This window comes from Allobosea sp. GW823-FHT01F03, from assembly GCF_058798075.1.
On sequence record NZ_CM179505.1, the window covers coordinates 981,935 to 998,678 of the forward strand.

The 16,744-nt window shown below is 66.0% G+C and carries 14 protein-coding genes and 1 tRNA gene; 8 read left to right on the forward strand and 7 right to left on the reverse strand.

Annotated elements, in window-relative coordinates; all coding sequences use genetic code 11:
- The first annotated feature begins 3 nt into the window (after positions 1-3).
- Entirely contained in the window at positions 4-408 is a 405-nt protein-coding gene (gene mutT, locus AC3RCC_RS04505) for an 8-oxo-dGTP diphosphatase MutT (protein WP_291638584.1), read from the forward strand.
- Between the two features lie 149 nt (positions 409-557).
- Here the strand turns inward: mutT and AC3RCC_RS04510 are convergent, their stop codons facing one another.
- Positions 558-1,982, reverse strand: a complete 1,425-nt coding sequence (locus AC3RCC_RS04510; RefSeq protein ID WP_492257727.1) for a glutamate synthase subunit beta — start codon at positions 1,980-1,982, stop codon at positions 558-560.
- A gap of 4 nt (positions 1,983-1,986) precedes the next feature.
- Entirely contained in the window at positions 1,987-6,705 is a 4,719-nt protein-coding gene (gltB, locus tag AC3RCC_RS04515) for a glutamate synthase large subunit (protein ID WP_492257728.1), read from the reverse strand.
- A gap of 604 nt (positions 6,706-7,309) precedes the next feature.
- On the opposite strand from gltB, the gene AC3RCC_RS04520 reads away from it, so the two are divergent.
- Both AC3RCC_RS04520 and AC3RCC_RS04525 read left to right on the forward strand, forming a co-directional pair.
- Positions 7,310-8,368: a threonine aldolase family protein gene (locus AC3RCC_RS04520; RefSeq protein ID WP_492257729.1), complete on the forward strand. Its 1,059-nt coding sequence runs from the start codon at positions 7,310-7,312 to the stop codon at positions 8,366-8,368.
- A 103-nt stretch (positions 8,369-8,471) separates the two neighbouring features.
- Positions 8,472-9,263: a hypothetical protein gene (locus AC3RCC_RS04525; RefSeq protein ID WP_492257730.1), complete on the forward strand. Its 792-nt coding sequence runs from the start codon at positions 8,472-8,474 to the stop codon at positions 9,261-9,263.
- Between the two features lie 210 nt (positions 9,264-9,473).
- Here AC3RCC_RS04525 and AC3RCC_RS04530 read toward each other — a convergent pair whose 3' ends face one another.
- A complete protein-coding gene (locus AC3RCC_RS04530; protein ID WP_291638580.1) occupies positions 9,474-9,947 on the reverse strand; it encodes an Hsp20 family protein in 474 nt (157 codons plus the stop codon).
- Between the two features lie 180 nt (positions 9,948-10,127).
- On the opposite strand from AC3RCC_RS04530, the gene AC3RCC_RS04535 reads away from it, so the two are divergent.
- Entirely contained in the window at positions 10,128-11,183 is a 1,056-nt protein-coding gene (locus AC3RCC_RS04535) for an alpha/beta fold hydrolase (RefSeq protein ID WP_492257731.1), read from the forward strand.
- Here AC3RCC_RS04535 and hisN read toward each other — a convergent pair.
- Together hisN and AC3RCC_RS04545 are read right to left on the reverse strand one after the other, a co-directional pair.
- The gene (gene hisN / locus AC3RCC_RS04540) at positions 11,088-11,870 is read right to left on the reverse strand and encodes a histidinol-phosphatase (RefSeq protein ID WP_452119584.1); all 783 of its coding nucleotides are present in this window, start codon (positions 11,868-11,870) and stop codon (positions 11,088-11,090) included. The genes AC3RCC_RS04535 and hisN overlap by 96 nt on opposite strands.
- Positions 11,871-12,171: 301 nt before the next feature.
- Complete coding sequence (locus AC3RCC_RS04545) at positions 12,172-13,086, reverse strand: N-formylglutamate amidohydrolase (protein WP_492257732.1); 915 nt, start codon at positions 13,084-13,086, stop codon at positions 12,172-12,174.
- Positions 13,087-13,380: 294 nt separating this feature from the next.
- Between AC3RCC_RS04545 and cpdR the strand changes: the two genes are divergently transcribed.
- From cpdR to AC3RCC_RS04560, 3 genes are all read left to right on the forward strand, one after another.
- On the forward strand, positions 13,381-13,740 hold the full coding sequence (gene cpdR / locus AC3RCC_RS04550; protein WP_291638577.1) for a cell cycle two-component system response regulator CpdR: 360 nt from the start codon (positions 13,381-13,383) through the stop codon (positions 13,738-13,740).
- 136 nt (positions 13,741-13,876) lie between these two features.
- A tRNA-Val gene (locus tag AC3RCC_RS04555) sits at positions 13,877-13,951 on the forward strand.
- Between the two features lie 275 nt (positions 13,952-14,226).
- Positions 14,227-14,766, forward strand: coding sequence for a hypothetical protein (locus AC3RCC_RS04560; RefSeq protein ID WP_492257733.1), 540 nt, complete (start codon positions 14,227-14,229; stop codon positions 14,764-14,766).
- A gap of 278 nt (positions 14,767-15,044) precedes the next feature.
- Here AC3RCC_RS04560 and AC3RCC_RS04565 read toward each other — a convergent pair whose 3' ends face one another.
- Both AC3RCC_RS04565 and AC3RCC_RS04570 read right to left on the reverse strand, forming a co-directional pair.
- Positions 15,045-15,521: a hypothetical protein gene (locus AC3RCC_RS04565; protein ID WP_492257734.1), complete on the reverse strand. Its 477-nt coding sequence runs from the start codon at positions 15,519-15,521 to the stop codon at positions 15,045-15,047.
- Between the two features lie 151 nt (positions 15,522-15,672).
- A complete protein-coding gene (locus tag AC3RCC_RS04570) occupies positions 15,673-16,437 on the reverse strand; it encodes a helix-turn-helix domain-containing protein (RefSeq protein WP_492257735.1) in 765 nt (254 codons plus the stop codon).
- 94 nt (positions 16,438-16,531) lie between these two features.
- Here AC3RCC_RS04570 and AC3RCC_RS04575 point away from each other — a divergent pair, with 94 nt between their 5' ends.
- Positions 16,532-16,744 (forward strand): helix-turn-helix domain-containing protein, encoded by a 213-nt coding sequence (locus AC3RCC_RS04575; RefSeq protein WP_492257736.1) that lies wholly within the window; start codon positions 16,532-16,534, stop codon positions 16,742-16,744.

Sequence of the window (16,744 nt, forward strand, 5' to 3'; positions counted from 1 at the left end):
TTCGTGAAACTGCTGCTCGTCGTCGCCTGCGCGTTGGTCGATTCCGATAACCGCGTCCTCGTCACCCAGCGCCCCGAGGGCAAGGCCCTGGCGGGGCTCTGGGAGTTCCCGGGCGGCAAGCTCGAAGCCGGCGAGCGGCCGGAGCCGGCACTGATCCGCGAGCTCTCCGAGGAACTCGGCATCGAGGTCAAGGAAGCCTGCCTCGCGCCGCTGACCTTCGCCAGCTACGCCTATCCCGAATTCCACCTCCTGATGCCGCTCTATATCTGCCGGCGCTGGGAAGGGACGGTGACCTCGCGCGAGGGCCAGGCGCTGAAATGGCTGCGTGCGAGCAAGCTGCGCGAGCTTGCCATGCCGCCGGCCGACGAGCCGCTGATCCCGCATCTGATCGATCTGCTGGGGGCGTGAGCCGCTGCGACTGATGCCATTCGCATCATGGTCGGGCTTGTCCCGACCAGCCACGTCTTGGCTTCACTGGTCAGGCTCGATGCTCAAGACGTGGATGCTCGCCACAAGGGCGAGCATGACGTCGAGGTTCTCGTAAGTGCGCCCGCCGCTCAGCGCGGCAGGATGGTCTCGCCCATCAGGTGCTTGTCGATCGAATGCGCCATCTGGCGACCCTCGCGGATCGCCCAGACCACCAGCGACTGGCCGCGGCGCATGTCGCCGGCGGCGAAGACCTTCTCGACCGAGGTCTTGTAGGCCAGCATGTTGGCCTCGACATTGCCGCGCCCGTCGAGCTTGACGCCGAGGCTGGCGAGCAGGCCGTCATGCACCGGCGAGACGAAGCCCATGGCGAGCAGGACGAGATCGGCCTTGAGGTCGAACTCGGTGCCCGGGACCGGCTTGAAGCCGGCATCGACCTTGGCGCAATGCAGGCGCTTGACCTTGCCGTTCTCGCCCGAGAACTTCAGCGTGCCGATGGCGAAGTCGCGCTCGGCGCCTTCCTCATGGCTGGAGGAGGTGCGCAGCTTCAGCGGCCAGTTCGGCCAGGTCAGCTGCTTGTTCTCCTTCTCCGGCGGCTGCGGCATGATCTCGATCTGGGTGACCGAGAGCGCGCCCTGGCGCACCGAGGTGCCGATGCAGTCGGAGCCGGTGTCGCCGCCGCCGATGACGACGACATGCTTGCCGCCGGCGAGGATCGGCTTGGCATTGCCCGTGGTTTCCGGCTCGCCGCCATTGCGGCGGTTCTGCTGCGGCAGGAAGTCCATGGCGAACTGGACGCCGTCGAGGTCGCGGCCCTCGATCGGCAGATCGCGCGGCTTCTCGGCGCCACCGGTCAGGCCGATGGCGTCGTACTCAGCGAGCAGCTCCTGCGGGTCGATGTCGATGCCGACATTGACGCCGTAATGGAAGACGACGCCTTCGGCCTCCATCTGCTTCACCCGGCGCTCGACATGCGACTTCTCCATCTTGAAGTCGGGGATGCCGTAACGGAGCAGGCCACCGGCGCGGGCCTGGCGCTCATAGACATGGACCTCGTGACCGGCGCGGGCGAGCTGCTGCGCGGCGGCGAGGCCGGCCGGGCCGGAGCCGATCAGGGCGATCTTCTTGCCCGTCTTGACCGCGGCCGGCTCGGGCTTGATCCAGCCCTCCTGCCAGCCCTTGTCGACGATGGCGCATTCGATCGACTTGATGGTGACCGGCGTATCCTCGAGGTTCAGCGTGCAGGACGCCTCGCAGGGAGCGGGGCAGACGCGGCCGGTGAACTCCGGGAAGTTATTGGTCGAGTGCAGGTTCAGCAGCGCCTCGCGCCACTTGTCGTTGTAGACGAGGTCGTTCCAGTCCGGGATCTGGTTGTTCACCGGACAGCCATTGTGACAATACGGGATGCCGCAGTTCATGCAGCGCGCCGCCTGGTCGCGGGTCGCTTCGGCGCCGAGCGGGATCACGAACTCCTTGTAGTTCCTGATCCGGTCGGAGGCCGGGAGATACTTCCGGTCGCGCCGGTCGATTTCAAGAAAGCCGGTTACCTTGCCCATCGTCTCACTCCGCCGCGACCGAGACGCCGGCCTGGGCCCGCTCGATTTCCATTAGCGCCCGCCGATATTCGACCGGCATGACCTTGACGAATTTGGGCAGGTACTCCGCCCAGTTCTCCAGAATTGCCTGCGCCCGCGCCGATCCGGTGTATTTCAGGTGGTCGGCGATGAGCTGGTGCAGGCGCTCGGCGTCATAGCCCGACATGTTGGCCATGACATCGATGCGGCCCTTGAACTCGAGGTCGCCGCCATGATGGTAGAGGCGCTGGGTCAGCTCTTCCTCCTCCGGCACCGGCTCGAGATCGACCATTGAGAGGTTGCAGCGCTTGGCGAAACTCTTGTCCTCGTCGAGCACATAGGCGATGCCGCCGGACATGCCGGCCGCGAAGTTGCGCCCGGTCTGGCCGAGCACGACGACGACGCCGCCGGTCATGTATTCGCAGCCATGGTCGCCGGTGCCCTCGACCACTGCGATCGCGCCAGAATTGCGCACCGCGAAGCGCTCGCCGGCGACGCCGCGGAAATAGCATTCCCCGGAGATCGCGCCGTAGAGCACGGTGTTACCGACGATGATCGCGTCCTCGGCGACGGTGCGCGACTTCGGGTCGGGGCGGATGATCAGCTTGCCACCGGACAGGCCCTTGCCGACATAGTCGTTGGCCTGGCCGGTGAGGTCGAGCGTCAGGCCGCCGGCGACCCAGGCGCCGAAGCTCTGGCCGGCGGTGCCGGTGAGCTTCACCGTGATCGCATCCTCGGGCAGGCCGGCCGCGCCGTGGCGCTTGGCGATCTCGCCGGAGATCATCGCGCCGGTCGAGCGGTCGACATTGCGGATAGTGCTCTCGATCACCACCGGGGCGCCGCTGTCGAGCGAGGCGCCGGCCTTGGCGATCAAGGTGCGGTCGAGCACCGACTCGATCGGGTGGACCTGGCGCTCGACATTGCGGATGGCGACACCTTCGCCGGCTTCAGGCTTGTGGAAGATGCGGGCGAAGTCGAGCCCCTTGGCCTTCCAGTGGTCGATCGCCTGCTTCTTGTCGAGCCAGTCGGAGCGCCCGACGAGCTCGTCGAAGCTGCGCACGCCCATCGCGGCCATGATCTCGCGCACGTCCTCGGCGAGGAAGAAGAAGAAGTTGATGACGTGCTCGGGCTGGCCCTTGAAGCGCTTGCGCAGCACCGGATCCTGGGTGGCGACGCCGACCGGGCAGGTGTTGAGATGGCATTTGCGCATCATGATGCAGCCGGCGGCGATCAGCGGCGCGGTGGCGAAGCCGAACTCGTCGGCGCCGAGCAGCGCGCCGATGACGACGTCGCGCCCGGTGCGCAGGCCACCATCGACCTGCAGCGCGATGCGGCCGCGCAGCTTGTTCATCACCAGGATCTGGTGGGTCTCGGCGAGACCGATCTCCCAGGGCGAGCCGGCATGCTTGATCGAGGTCAGCGGCGAGGCGCCGGTGCCACCCTCATAGCCGGCGATGGTGATGTGGTCGGCGCGGGCCTTGGCGACGCCGGCGGCGACGGTACCGACGCCGAGCTCGGAGACCAGCTTGACCGAGACGTCGGCCGCCGGGTTGACGTTCTTCAGGTCGAAGATCAGCTGCGCCAGATCCTCGATCGAGTAGATGTCATGGTGCGGCGGCGGCGAGATCAGGCCGACGCCCGGGGTCGAATGCCGGACCTTGGCGATGCGGGCATCGACCTTGTGTCCGGGCAGCTGGCCGCCCTCGCCGGGCTTGGCGCCCTGCGAGACCTTGATCTGCATCATCGCCGAATTGACGAGATATTCGGTGGTGACGCCGAAGCGGCCGGAGGCGACCTGCTTGATCGCCGAGCGCATCGAGCGTCCGTCCGGCAGCGGCACGAAGCGCTCCGGCTCCTCGCCGCCTTCGCCGGTGTTCGACTTGCCGCCGATCGTGTTCATCGCCAGCGCCAGCGTCGAATGCGCCTCGTGGCTGATCGAGCCGAAGGACATGGCGCCGGTCGAGAAGCGCTTGACGATCGAGGCCGCGCTCTCGACCTCTTCGAGCGGCACCGCCTGATGGCCGAGCTCCTCGGCCATCTTGACGTGGAACAGGCCGCGAATGGTCGAGAAGCGCTGGCTCTGGTCGTTGAGCAGCTCGGAATAGGCCTTGAACTTGTCGCGGGCATTGCCGCGCACCGCATGTTGGAGCAGCGAGATGTTCTCCGGCGTCCAGGCATGGTCCTCGCCGCGGATGCGGTAGGCGTATTCGCCGCCGACATCGAGCGCATCGCGATAGACCGGCGAGTCGCCGAAGGCGTCGCGATGGCGGCGCACGGTCTCTTCGGCGATCTCGGCGAGGCCGACGCCCTCGATCGAGGAGATGGTGCCGCGGAAATATGCGTCGATGAACTCGCTGCGCAGGCCGACCGCGTCGAAGATCTGGGCGCCGCAATAGGACTGGTAGGTCGAGATGCCCATCTTCGACATGACCTTGAGCAGGCCCTTGCCGATCGACTTGATGAAGCGCTTGACCACCTCGTAAGCGTCGACCTCCGGCGGGAATTCGCCGGCCTCGAGCAGCGCCTCCATGGTCTCGAAGGCGAGATAGGGGTTGATCGCCTCGGCGCCGAAGCCGGCGAGCAGGGCGAAGTGGTGGATCTCGCGCGGCTCGCCGGATTCGACGACGAGGCCGACCGAGGTGCGCAGACCCTTGCGGATCAGGTGATGATGGACGGCCGCGGTCGCGAGCAGCGCCGGGATCGGGATGCGGTCCGCGCCGACCTGCCGGTCGGAGAGGATGATGATGTTGTAGCCGCCATGCACCGCCGCCTCGGCGCGCTCGCAGAGCCGCGCGATCGCGCCCTCCATGCCGTTCGCGCCTTCGCGCGCCGGATAGGTGATGTCGATCGTCTTGGTGTCGAAGCGATCCTCGTAATGACCGATGCAGCGGATCTTCTCGAGATCGTCATTGGTCAGGATCGGCTGGCGCACTTCCAGGCGCTTGCGCCGCGAGGTGCCTTCGAGATCGAGGATGTTCGGGCGCGGCCCGATGAAGGAGAGGAGGCTCATCACGAGCTCCTCGCGGATCGGGTCGATCGCCGGGTTGGTGACCTGGGCGAAGTTCTGCTTGAAATAGGTGTAGAGCAGCTTCGACTTCGAAGAGAGCGCCGAGATCGGCGTGTCCGTGCCCATCGAGCCGACGGCTTCCTGTCCGGTCACCGCCATCGGCGCCATCAGGATCTTGGTGTCTTCCTGAGTGTAGCCGAAGGCCTGCTGGCGATCGAGCAGGGCGACGTCGGTGCGCGAGGCGCGGGCCTCGACCGGCGGCAGCTCTTCCAGAACGATCTGGGTGCGCTTCAGCCAGTCCTTGTAGGGATTGGCCTGGCAGAGGCTCTGCTTGATCTCGTCGTCGCCGATGATGCGGCCCTCTTCGAGGTCGATCAGCAGCATCTTGCCGGGCTGGAGCCGCCACTTCTGGACGATCTTCTCCTCCGGGATCGGCAGCACGCCGAACTCCGAGGCCAGCACGACGAGCCCGTCATCGGTGACGAGGTAGCGCGCGGGACGCAGGCCGTTGCGGTCGAGCGTCGCGCCGATCTGGCGGCCATCGGTGAAGGCGATCGCCGCCGGCCCGTCCCAGGGCTCCATCAGCGCGGCATGGTATTCGTAGAAGGCGCGCCGGCTCTCATCCATCAGCGGATTGCCGGCCCAGGCCTCGGGTACCAGCATCATCATGGCGTGGGCGAGCGAGTAGCCGCCCTGGACCAGGAATTCGAGGGCGTTGTCGAAGCAGGCGGTGTCGGACTGACCCTCATAGGAGATCGGCCAGAGCTTGGAGATATCGGCGCCGAAGAGCTCGGAATCGACCGAGGCCTGACGGGCCGCCATCCAGTTGACGTTGCCGCGCAGCGTGTTGATCTCGCCGTTATGGGCGACCATCCGGTAGGGATGGGCGAGGCGCCAGGACGGGAAGGTGTTGGTGGCGAAGCGCTGGTGGACGAGGGCGAGGGCGCTCTCGAAGCGCGGATCGGTCAGGTCCTTGAAATAGGAGCCGAGCTGGGTGACCAGCACCATGCCTTTGTAGACGATGGTCCGGCAGGAAAAGGAGACCGGGTAATAGGTCGCGGTCGCCCGGTCCTGGCGCTTGTAGACCTTGTTGGAGACCGACTTCCTGAGGACGTAGACCTTGCGCTCGAAATCGTCCTCGTCGGAGATCTCGGCCGGGCGGCCGACGAAGATCTGGCGATGGGTCGGTTCGGTTTCCTTGACGGCTTCGCCGAGGTCGCTGTTGTCGACCGGCACGTCGCGCCAGCCGAGGAAGATCAGGCCTTCCTCCTCGACGGTCTGGGCGACGATCTCCTCGCAGACGGCGCGGTTCTCGGCGTCCTGCGGCATGAAGAACTGGCCGATGGCGTAATGGCCGGGCTCGGGCAGCTCGATGCCGATCTTCGCGCATTCTTCCTTGAAGAAGCGGTGCGGGATCTGGGTGAGGATGCCGCAGCCGTCGCCGAGCTTGGGATCGGCGCCGACGGCGCCGCGATGGTCGATATTGTGCAGAATCTGCAGGCCCTGCGCGACGATCGCATGGCTCTTGCGGTTCTTCATGTCGGCGATGAAGCCGACGCCGCAGGCATCATGCTCATTCGACGGATCGTAGAGCCCCTGGCGCTCCGGCATGGCGGGGTCGCGGACAACCGGGAAGCGCTCGAGGGATTTCTCGACCGCAGGCCTGGTGACCAAGTTCGATCCGTTGCGTTCGCGCATCGTCAACTCCGCTGCCGAAGGGGGCCGGCTAGCGCCAGCGCCCGTCAAGGTTTCACACGGTTCCGTGCCTCGGCCGGTCCGCCCTGCTCGCCTTGGCGAGGAACGGGCCGGCTTCGTCTCGTTTTCGAAGGTCGCTTGCGCCTTGTAGTCCCGCGCCCGCGCCCTTCGCAGGCGCGCAGGCTGCTAGGCCCAGTCGCGCCTGGTCAGGCCGACGTTTTACGGGCGGCGCGCGCACGGATGGCTTCGGCGATATTGGCCATGCCTTCCGTCATGCTCCGCTCCATCATTTGGCGGTCAGCCGGCCAAGCTCGCCGGTCGCCGCTCGCTGAAAAATGGGACAGCATCACTGTCCTAACATCTCGAACTTGCCAGAATTCCAATCTGGGCACAAGCGGCGATTTTGCACTGCATCGAAATTTTATTGCTAATTGCGTGAGTGCTGCGACATTTTCACATCATTGGCCGGCTTGGGCCAGCCCGGAAGTTGTTCCTGTGGCTTCGTCGTGAACTGCGAGGGTGGCATGGCCGTGCAGCGCGCAAGCGGTAGCGCAGTCCGGGACGATCCCCGACAAAAGCTGCGAAGCTGCTTTCGCGAAACGGTGCCATGAACTTCATCAGCGACAATCTCGCCGGGGCGAGTGCTCCGGTCCTGCAGGCGATGCTGGCTGCCAATGACGGGTTCGCCGCGGCTTATGGCAACGACGCCTGGACGAAGCGGGTCGAGGCGCTGTTCGCCGATCTGTTCGAGCGCGAGGTCGCGGTCTTCCTGGTCACGTCGGGCACGGCGGCGAACGCGCTGGCGCTGGCGAGCCTGGTCCAGCCCTGGGGGGCGGTGCTCTGCCATCACGAGGCGCATGTCGCCGCCGATGAATGCGGGGCGCCGGAATTCTTCAGCGGCGGGGCCAAGATCGTCGGCTTGCCGGGCGATGGCTGCAAGCTCGCGCCGGACGTCGTCGCGGACCAGCTTTCGCGCATGCGGCCGGACTCGTTGCACCAGGTGCAGCCGCAGCTCCTGTCGATCACCCAGGCGACCGAATGCGGGCTGGTCTATCGGCCGGACGAGATCGCGGCGCTGAAGGCGGCGATCGCGCCGCGCGGGCTGAAGCTGCACATGGACGGTGCGCGCTTCGCCAATGCGGTTGCGCGCCTTGGCTGCTCGCCGGCCGAGCTCACCTGGAAGGCGGGCGTCGACGTGCTCTCCTTCGGCGGCACCAAGAACGGCGCCCTGGCGGCCGAGGCGGTGGTTTTCTTCGAGCCAAAAGCTGCGGCCGAGATGCCCTGGCGCCGCAAGCGCGCCGGCCACACCCTGTCGAAGGGCCGGCTGATCGGCGCCCAGTTCGAAGGCCTGCTGGCCGACGGGCACTGGCTCGACCTTGCCGGCCATGCCAACGCCATGGCCGACAGGCTGGCTGCCGGCATCGCGGCGCTTGGAAGCATCCGGCTCGCCTGGCCCAGCGAGGCCAACGAGGTCTTCGCGATCCTGCCGGCGGCGCGCCGCGACCAGCTCAGGACGCGCGGCGTGCAGTTCCTGGACTGGGCGGATGGGGCGCTGCCGGAAGGAGAGAGGCTGGCGCCCGGCGAAACGATCGGTCGTTTCGTCTGCTCCTTCGCGACGAGGCCGGACGAGGTCGAGCAGCTGCTGGCGATCATCGCTGAGGCTTGAAAAACCCGGGAATCTCTGGATTGCGACCGAATTCGTGCCGCAAGCACGCCGTAATCCTTACCGAGAACTGAAGCCTGAGATTCTGCCGTACAAGGACAGGACCATGGCATTCTTCACTACGCCGGAGCGTGGCTCGCAGGATTTGCGCCGCCGTCTCGCCGGGCTGGCCATCGCCGCCACGACCCTGGCTGCGGCCGGCCCGGCGCTGGCCCAGATCGATGATTACGGTGGTGGCTACGCCTATTACGGCCGGGGCTATGAGCGCGATTACGGCTATGAGCGGCGCTATGATTATGCGCCGCTGCCGCCTGCGCCGATCCCGCAGCGGACGATTGGGCGGGTCGCGGCCCGCGAATTCGGACTCGCCAGGGTCGACCGCACGCTCGCGACGCGTTCCTCCTATGTCGTCGACGGCACCGGCCGCGATGGCGCCAGGGTTCGCCTGATCCTCGACCGCTATAGCGGCGAACTGATCGACCGGATCGTGCTCGGGGCGCCGATGCGCAGCGCCCGGCTCGATCCGCAGATCGAGCGGCCCGCGCAGCGGCTCATTCCGCGTCCGCCGCCGCGTCCGGCCGAGTTGAAGCCGCCGGCCGAGGCGAGCGCTCCGGCGACCGTGGCGCCGCCTTCGCCGGCGGCGCCCGCCGCCCCGGTGGCGGCGCCGGCAAAGCCGCTCGCCGTGCCTGCCGTGGCACCCAAGGAGATCGGCAAGCCAACGCTGGTCAATCCCCAGGATGTCCGCAATGCCGACGGGCCGGAGCTGGCGCCGCCGCTGGCTCGTGCCCACCCGAGCGGAATCCCGGTGCCCGACACCACCGTGCCTCCGGTGCGGATCGAGGGGACCAAGGCGGAGGCGCCGAAATCGGACATGGTGCCGGTCGCGCCGCTGAACTGAGGGGCCGGCGGGGCGCTCTGCAGGGCCAGAGCATCTCCGCGGTTCTCTGAAACGCGAAATGCTCTAGTTCTTTGTTTTATCGCATTTTCTTCACGCGAACCTGTGCCCACTTCGCTCGAAAATGCTCCAGCTCCGCATAGAAAAAGGCCTCCCCGGTTTCCCGGGGAGACCTTCTGGTTTCTGGCGGGCGCAGTTCGCGCCGTGCGGCGGTTACGCCGCCTGCTTGGTCGCGACCTTGGCCTCGATCACCTTGGCGCCCTGCGCACCGATCGGAATCAGGCGCGGTTTCTTGGCTTCGGGAATCTCGCGGACGAGGTCGATATGGAGCAGGCCGTTCTCGAGGCTGGCGCCGGTCACCTGGACATAGTCGGCGAGCTGGAAGCGGCGCTCGAAGGCACGGGCGGCGATGCCCTGATGCAGGACCTCGCGCTTCTCGGCACCCTCGGCGGTTTTCTTCTCGCCGCGGACTGTGAGAGCGTTCTCCTTGCTCTCGATGGAAAGGTCGGCCTCAGCGAAGCCGGCGACGGCGATCGAGATGCGATAGGCGTTATCGGCGGTGCGCTCGATATTATAGGGCGGATAGGTCGGCGCATTGTCGACGCTGGTGGCCTGGTCGAGCAGCGAGAACAGGCGGTCGAAGCCGACGGTCGAGCGATAGAGCGGGGAAAGATCGTAGGAACGCATGATTGTCCTCCAGAGGAAGCGACAGAGTGTTCAGCCCGCCTCGCCATGAGCGCGGGCCTCGGTTGCAGTCTCGCGCAGCCGGTTCCGGCCTGCGCATGACTGATCTGGGGGAGGGTTTCGGGCTTTTCAAGACCCCTGCGAGAGGGGCATAAGCAGCTTATCCGCCAGCTGGACGTGCCGATGGCCGAAGCCGAATTCTTCCACGACGCCGGCTACCCCGTTCCCGGCCATGGCAAGGTCTGGTTCGCTACGACCGCGGATGGCGCGCGGCTGCGCCTCGCCAGCTGGCATCCGACCGTCAGGCCGGCTCGGGGCTCGGTGCTGATCGCGCAGGGGCGGGCCGAGTTCATCGAACGTTATAGCGAGACCATCGCCGAGCTGCGCCGGCGCGGTTTCCATGTCATCGCCTTCGACTGGCGTGGCCAGGGCGGTTCGCAGCGCTTCACCGACCGGCCGCGGCGCGGCCATGTCGGGCGCCTGAGGGAGTATGAGCGCGACCTGGCTCTCGCCATCGCCGAGATGCGGGAGCGGCTGCCGGCCCCCTATTTCGCTCTGGCGCATTCGATGGGGGCAGCGCTCTGCCTCGACGCGGCAAGACGGCAGGCCCTGCCGGTCGCAAGGCTGGTCGCGCTGGCGCCGATGCTCGGCATCGCCATGATCGGGCGCCCTCGTGCGGCAAGGCTTCTGGCTTCCGCGCTCTACTGGCTCGGCTTCGGCAAGGCCTTCGTGCCGGGCGGCGGTGAAACGGCGATCGGCACCAAGCCGTTCGAGGGCAACCGGCTGACGGGCGATCCGGTACGCTATGCCCGCAATGCGGCGCTCTCCGCCGCAGCGCGTGAGCTCGCCATCGGCGATCCCAGCGTCGGCTGGATCCGGACCGCCTTCGAACTGATGGACCGGCTCGCCGCGCCGCGCGCGCCGCTCGAGGTGCGGGTGCCGACGCTGGTGATCGCCGCGGGGCGTGATCCGGTCGTCTCGACGCCGGCGATCGAGCGTTTCGCCGCCAGGCTCAAGACCGGCTCGGCGCTGGTGCTGCCGACGGCCCGTCACGAGATCCTGATGGAAAGCGACGCGATCCGGGCCCAGTTCTGGGCAGCCTTCGATGCCTTCGTCCCCGGCGAGCGGCTGGAAGCGGCGGCGTCAGCCGGCGAGCAGCTCGAGCGCGGCCTGGTGCAGGGCCTTGTTGCCGGCGGCGAGGATGGTCCCGCCCTGGGCGGCGCTGCCGCCGGTCCATGAGGTGACGATGCCGCCGGCGCCCTCGATGATCGGGATGAGCGCGACGATGTCATAGGGCTTCAGCCCGCTTTCGATCACCAGATCGACATGGCCGGCGGCGAGCATGCAGTAGGCATAGCAGTCGCAGCCATAGCGGGAGAGGCGCACGGCGCTCTCGACGCGGCCATAGGCCTCTTTCTCGGTGCCGGCGAAAAGGTGGGGGCTCGTGGTCATCAGTGTCGCCTCGGCGAGCGTCGCGGTCGCGCGGGTATGCAGTTCACGCGGGCCGCCCTGGCCTTCATAGCGGGCCTTGCGGCCGTCGCCGGAGAAGCGCTCGCCGGTGAAGGGCTGGTTCATCATGCCGTAGACCGGCACGCCCTTGCGGGTCAGGCCGATCAGCGTGCCCCAGACCGGAATTCCGGAGATGAAGGCGCGGGTGCCGTCGATCGGATCGAGCACCCAGACATATTCGGCATCGGCATTCTCGGTGCCGAACTCCTCCCCGAGCACGCCATGCTCAGGGAAGCTGCGCTTGATCAGATTGCGCATCGTCGCCTCGCCGGCGCGATCGGCCTCGGTGACGGGATCGAAATTGCCGCCGGCCGATTTGTCCTCGGTCGTGTGCATGGAACGGAAGAAGGGCAGGATCGCCTGGCCGGACGAGGTGGCGAGCCCGGCGACGAACTCCGTGAAATCGACCGCGCTCATCGCCTCTTCCTCGTCTCGCTGTCCGGCCGTTGCTGCGGGGCCGGTCGCCGCCTGGGTCCTTCATGCGTTCCGTCCGGCCGGAAGACAAGCCGCCTGCGTCCTCCGCGCCGATCTGTGTCTGTTGCATGCCTGCGGCACGTTTCATCGGCGGGCTTGCGTTTTTGCGATGCAGCGTCTATTGTGCACTGCGAAGGGGAGATGACCTCAAACCTTCGTTGCCCTCCTTGGGCGTTTCCTCCCTAGACTTGGGCCGCCACGCCAGTGAGCGGCCCTTTTTCTTGCCGAGTCGCCGGAGAGGCGGCTATTCCGCCGCCTGTCGCCAGTCACCGAGCCAGCCGCTCCAGCGCGCAAAGCATTCCGCCATAGCGGCACTGATCACCTGTTGCAGGGCGGTGAAGCCAGCATTCGGCTCGAGCGTCGTCTCGTCCATGTAGAGCGCGCGGTTGATCTCGATCTGCAGCGCATGCACGCCGCTGCCGGGTGCGCCGTAATGCTCGGTGATGAAGCCGCCGGCATAGGGGCGGTTGCGGGTGACCTTGAGGCCGGCACGGCGGAAGGCTTCCTCCGCGGCTTCGACGACGAAGCCGGCGGCGCTGGTGCCGAAGCGGTCGCCGAGGATGACGTCCGCCTTGGCGAGGCCATCGCGGTCGAGCCCGGTCGAGGGCATGGAATGCGCATCGACCAGCACGCAGGTGCCGAAGGCGGACCGGGTGCGGTTCACCAGATGACGCAGGCCGGCGTGATAGGGCCGGTAGAGCTCCTCGATCCGTGTCAGCGCGACCTCGACCGGGATCCGGCCCGGATAGATCTCGTGCGCATCGCCGACAATGCGCGGGATCGTGCCGAGGCCGCCGGCGACGCGCAGCGAGCGGGTGTTGGCGAAGCCGGGCAGGCGGCCCTCGAACATGCGCGGGTCGAGCTCGAAGGGCTCGCGGTTTAGGTCGAGGAAGGCCCGGGGAAACTCGGCGACGAGCAGCGGCGCGCCGAGGGCGACGGCGTGCCGGAAGAGCAGGTCGACATAGGCGTCCTCCGAGCGCCGCAGCGAACGCAGTGGCAGGCGCGAGCTCTCGACGAAGGCGGCGGGATAATGCCGTCCGGCATGGGGAACGTCGACGACCACGGGCACCACCTGCAGGGCAGGCTGATGGAGCGTGAACGGGCGCTCGATCTCGGCGATCACGCTTTCAGGATGCGGCGGAAAATGTTCAGTGGGCACGGTCATGTCAAACGACTGAAGCACAAAGCGGGCCGGGGTTGAAGCCGGCTGCGGGCGACGGCGAGAATCGCTGCCGTTCATCGCTTGTTTACTGTACTGGGCGCTAATAAGGGCGCATGAACCTGGAAGGCGCTCGCCGGTGGTAGAGCCGCTGGCGCCGGCCGGGATCGGCGGGGTCCGGGGCGGCGGGACGGCCGGTCCGGTTTCAGGGAATGACGAGGCGAGCGAATCAGGTGCGGCCCGGAGGCTGCGCCCGGCGCGCGTCAGCGCAACAAGACGGACGATGCAGGCGCCATGACGAAGATTCTCCTCGCCGAAGACGACAATGATATGCGCCGCTTCCTGGTCAAGGCGCTGCAGAATGCCGGATACGACGTCGCCTCCTTCGATAACGGGCTTTCCGCCTATAATCGTTTGCGCGAAGAGCCGTTCGAGCTGTTGCTGACCGATATCGTGATGCCTGAAATGGACGGCATCGAGCTCGCCAGACGGGCCACCGAACTCGATCCCGATATCAAGGTGATGTTCATCACCGGTTTTGCCGCTGTCGCGCTGAACCCGGATTCGCAGACGCCGAAGGATGCCAAGGTGCTGTCGAAGCCCTTCCATCTGCGCGAATTGGTGACCGAGGTCGAGAAGCTGCTGGCTGCCTGAGCGGGCGTGACGAACGCTTCTTGGCGACAAGCCGACGAAGCGCCTTGCAAGGCGGCGCGCGACTCGTTATAGCCGCCTCACTCGCAACGAAGTCGCCTCCGGGCCGGCCTCGTTCCAGAAGGCCTCCGGGCCGGACGGGCGCGTAGCTCAGCGGGAGAGCACTACGTTGACATCGTAGGGGTCACAGGTTCGATCCCTGTCGCGCCCACCATTTTTAGCCCCGTCTCGCAATGACTTAGCGGGACGGGGCGTTGCCCCCACCCTCCGCAGATCACCGGCATTCAACTGCACTTCAACAGCAAACAGCTTGGTTGAGGTCAGCTTCTGCAGTTCGGTGATGACGAAATCCGTTGCCAGCGCGACATCCGCCAGCACCTCGGCGTCGAACGCCTCATAGCGCTCCGTCGTCGTCGAGCCTTCCCTGACGGTGTGCCCGAGCCAGATCGACCGCAGCTCCCGCGGCACCCGGGGGCACATCTTGCGGACATGCGTCGCCATGAAGGCGCGAATCGTCCGCTGCGTCAGATCGGGCACGCCGGCCTCGTCCGCGATTCGCTTGACGGCCTTCTTCACGGTGCCGACCCGCTCGCCCTTGTAGACCAGCAGCGAAACAGGATGGTTCGGGCGCTCGCCGTGCTTCTTGAACCAAGCCTGCGCATCTTCCTCGCGCCAGGCGTCGAGCCAATCGGCCAGCCCTTGGGAAGCCATGATCACCGCCCGCCGCTTGTTGGTCTGAATGCGGCCGGGCGGATTGAGGTCTACCGCGCCGGTGCCTCGGTCGTATTGGACGACCGGATCAAAATCGGTGATCGCCTCCGGGCGGGCCCAGGTGTTGAGCGCCATGATAGCCCAACGCAGCAAATGCTTCGTCTGGATGGCGTCGATGAACGTTGCCATCTGCTGAAGCGTCGGCACGAAGCCCCCTTTCTTCGGAGGGGCAATCTTCAAATCCTTCGCGATTCGGGTTCGCTGGTAGACGATCCTGGGGCAGTGCGAGACGAGAGCGCCTTCGACGGTCCCGCCTAGCGGATCGGGCCGCATCTTGACCTCGGCCGCATCGTTCATGGCCGCTCCGAGCACGCTCAGGGTACGGTCGATCGTCGCAGCGCTGTGGCCGTAGGTCTTGTGGCAGAACCGAGCGAGATCAAGTTGCCGCGACGGCGTCCAGAACGAGACGGGCGCGGCGAGGTTCTTCGCTTCGTCGCGCAGGTATTCGGTGACGATCGTCACCGCGCGAGTCGCTTGCTCTTCACTGGCGATGCCGGTGGCGTGGCCGTTGAGATAGGCCTCCATCACATGCACCGTCAGGACTTGACCAGGGTGAGGGCACTCGTCAGCCGCCCGTGCCGGGGCTGCCGCGATGAGGGCGATGAGTGCTTGCTTCGCCTCTTCGCCAATCTCTGTGCGCAGGCTTCGGCGGCGGACTGAGCGAGCTCCGGCGTCATACCGGCAGGCGTAGTAGATTCCGCCGCGATCGGGATGGGGGATGTCGAGGTAATAGCCGCCGAACTCCCAGCCGACTGCGCTGGCGTCTCCGGCGGGCTCTGCGGCTGCTGGGGCTGGTTTGCGGGCCATGTCGGCTTCCTGCGGTATTTGCGGTCAATGTAGTCCTGGACGGCGTCGGGTGTGTATCGAGGGCCGGTGGCGAAGGCGAAGAATTCGATCACACCGGCCTTCCGTGCGCGGCGGATCTCGCCGGCCTTCAGCACCGGCCAACGACCTTCGACGTCAACTTCGGCGAGATAGTCGCCCGGGTCGATGACAATCGTCTGCTGGGCCATAGTCAGGCGGCCCGGGTGCGAGCGACGCCGTTGGGCAATGCCTTCCTCGGCGCGGACATGCGATTCGACATGAGGGTCCTCCGTGGGCGACGAAGGGGACTATGCATAATATGCGCGTTAACTGCAATCTAAAAAATGCACGCCTGCATAATCAATCTTCGATGGCAGGTGGAGGCGGCGGGGGAGGAGGCGCGCCTCGCTCCCGATGCGGCAGCCGATCGGGGGCCACGATCGACATTGCCGCTACGACCACGCCGATAAATCCCAGGCTGCTCAGTTCCCGGCCTGCTGCAGCCCTCTCGATGTCCGCCCCCCGCACCTCTACAGTATGGTGGCCCGTCGACGAATCCGTTGCCAGGATGGCGCGATCAGGATTAGCCGCTGAGATCAGATATTCCCGGACAGAGACGGAGTACAAGTCTCGATCGTCGCGTTCCGCAAAAACGAGCATATCGCCTGGCTTTGGTACAAGCTTATTCAAATCAAACGAAGCAACCACGACGATGCTGCCAGCTTTAAAATGCCTGTCGATTGAGTTGTCTTCAATAACGAATGCCTTGAGTTTATAGGCTCTCCATTCCCAGGGTATAGGAAAGTCAAACTGTCGATGGTAATCAGTCTCCCATTCGACTGATTCGCGATATTTGTCTAAAGATACGCCGCCAACAACTGCCACTTGTGTTGTGTAATTTGTGATGTCGGGGACTTCTTCATCCTGCCCTAGCGCGAAGGAGGTGACATCATCGATCCCAAGATGCACAGCCAGCTTGATCAAGGCGTGCATATCGGGCGGCTGCTTACCCTTCTCCCACCGCGAAATTGTGCCCTGAGTAACGCCCATGATCTCGGCTGCGGCCTCCTGATTCAGGCCGTGGCGTCGTCTTGCTTCTCTAAGATTGCGTGCTGGTGATCCCATGGCGCCGATTTAGCGCGATTGGGGCTTCTGGGCAATGCACGCATGCAGGCAGGCGGCTTGCTGTTATGCAACGCATATGCATATTATGCACATTATGACGCCGATCTTCCACATCCGCCGCGACGTGTTCAAAGAGAACCAGTCGCGCTTCGCCCTCATCGTGGGGGTGAGCCAAGCCACCGTCTCCAGATGGGAGAAGGGGGAGCAGGAGCCGACGCGCGACAAGCTCGCGATGATCCGCGACGAAGCTCGCAAGCGCCGGATATTCTGGAGCGACGCTTGGTTCTTCGAAGCGCCGGCGGCCTGA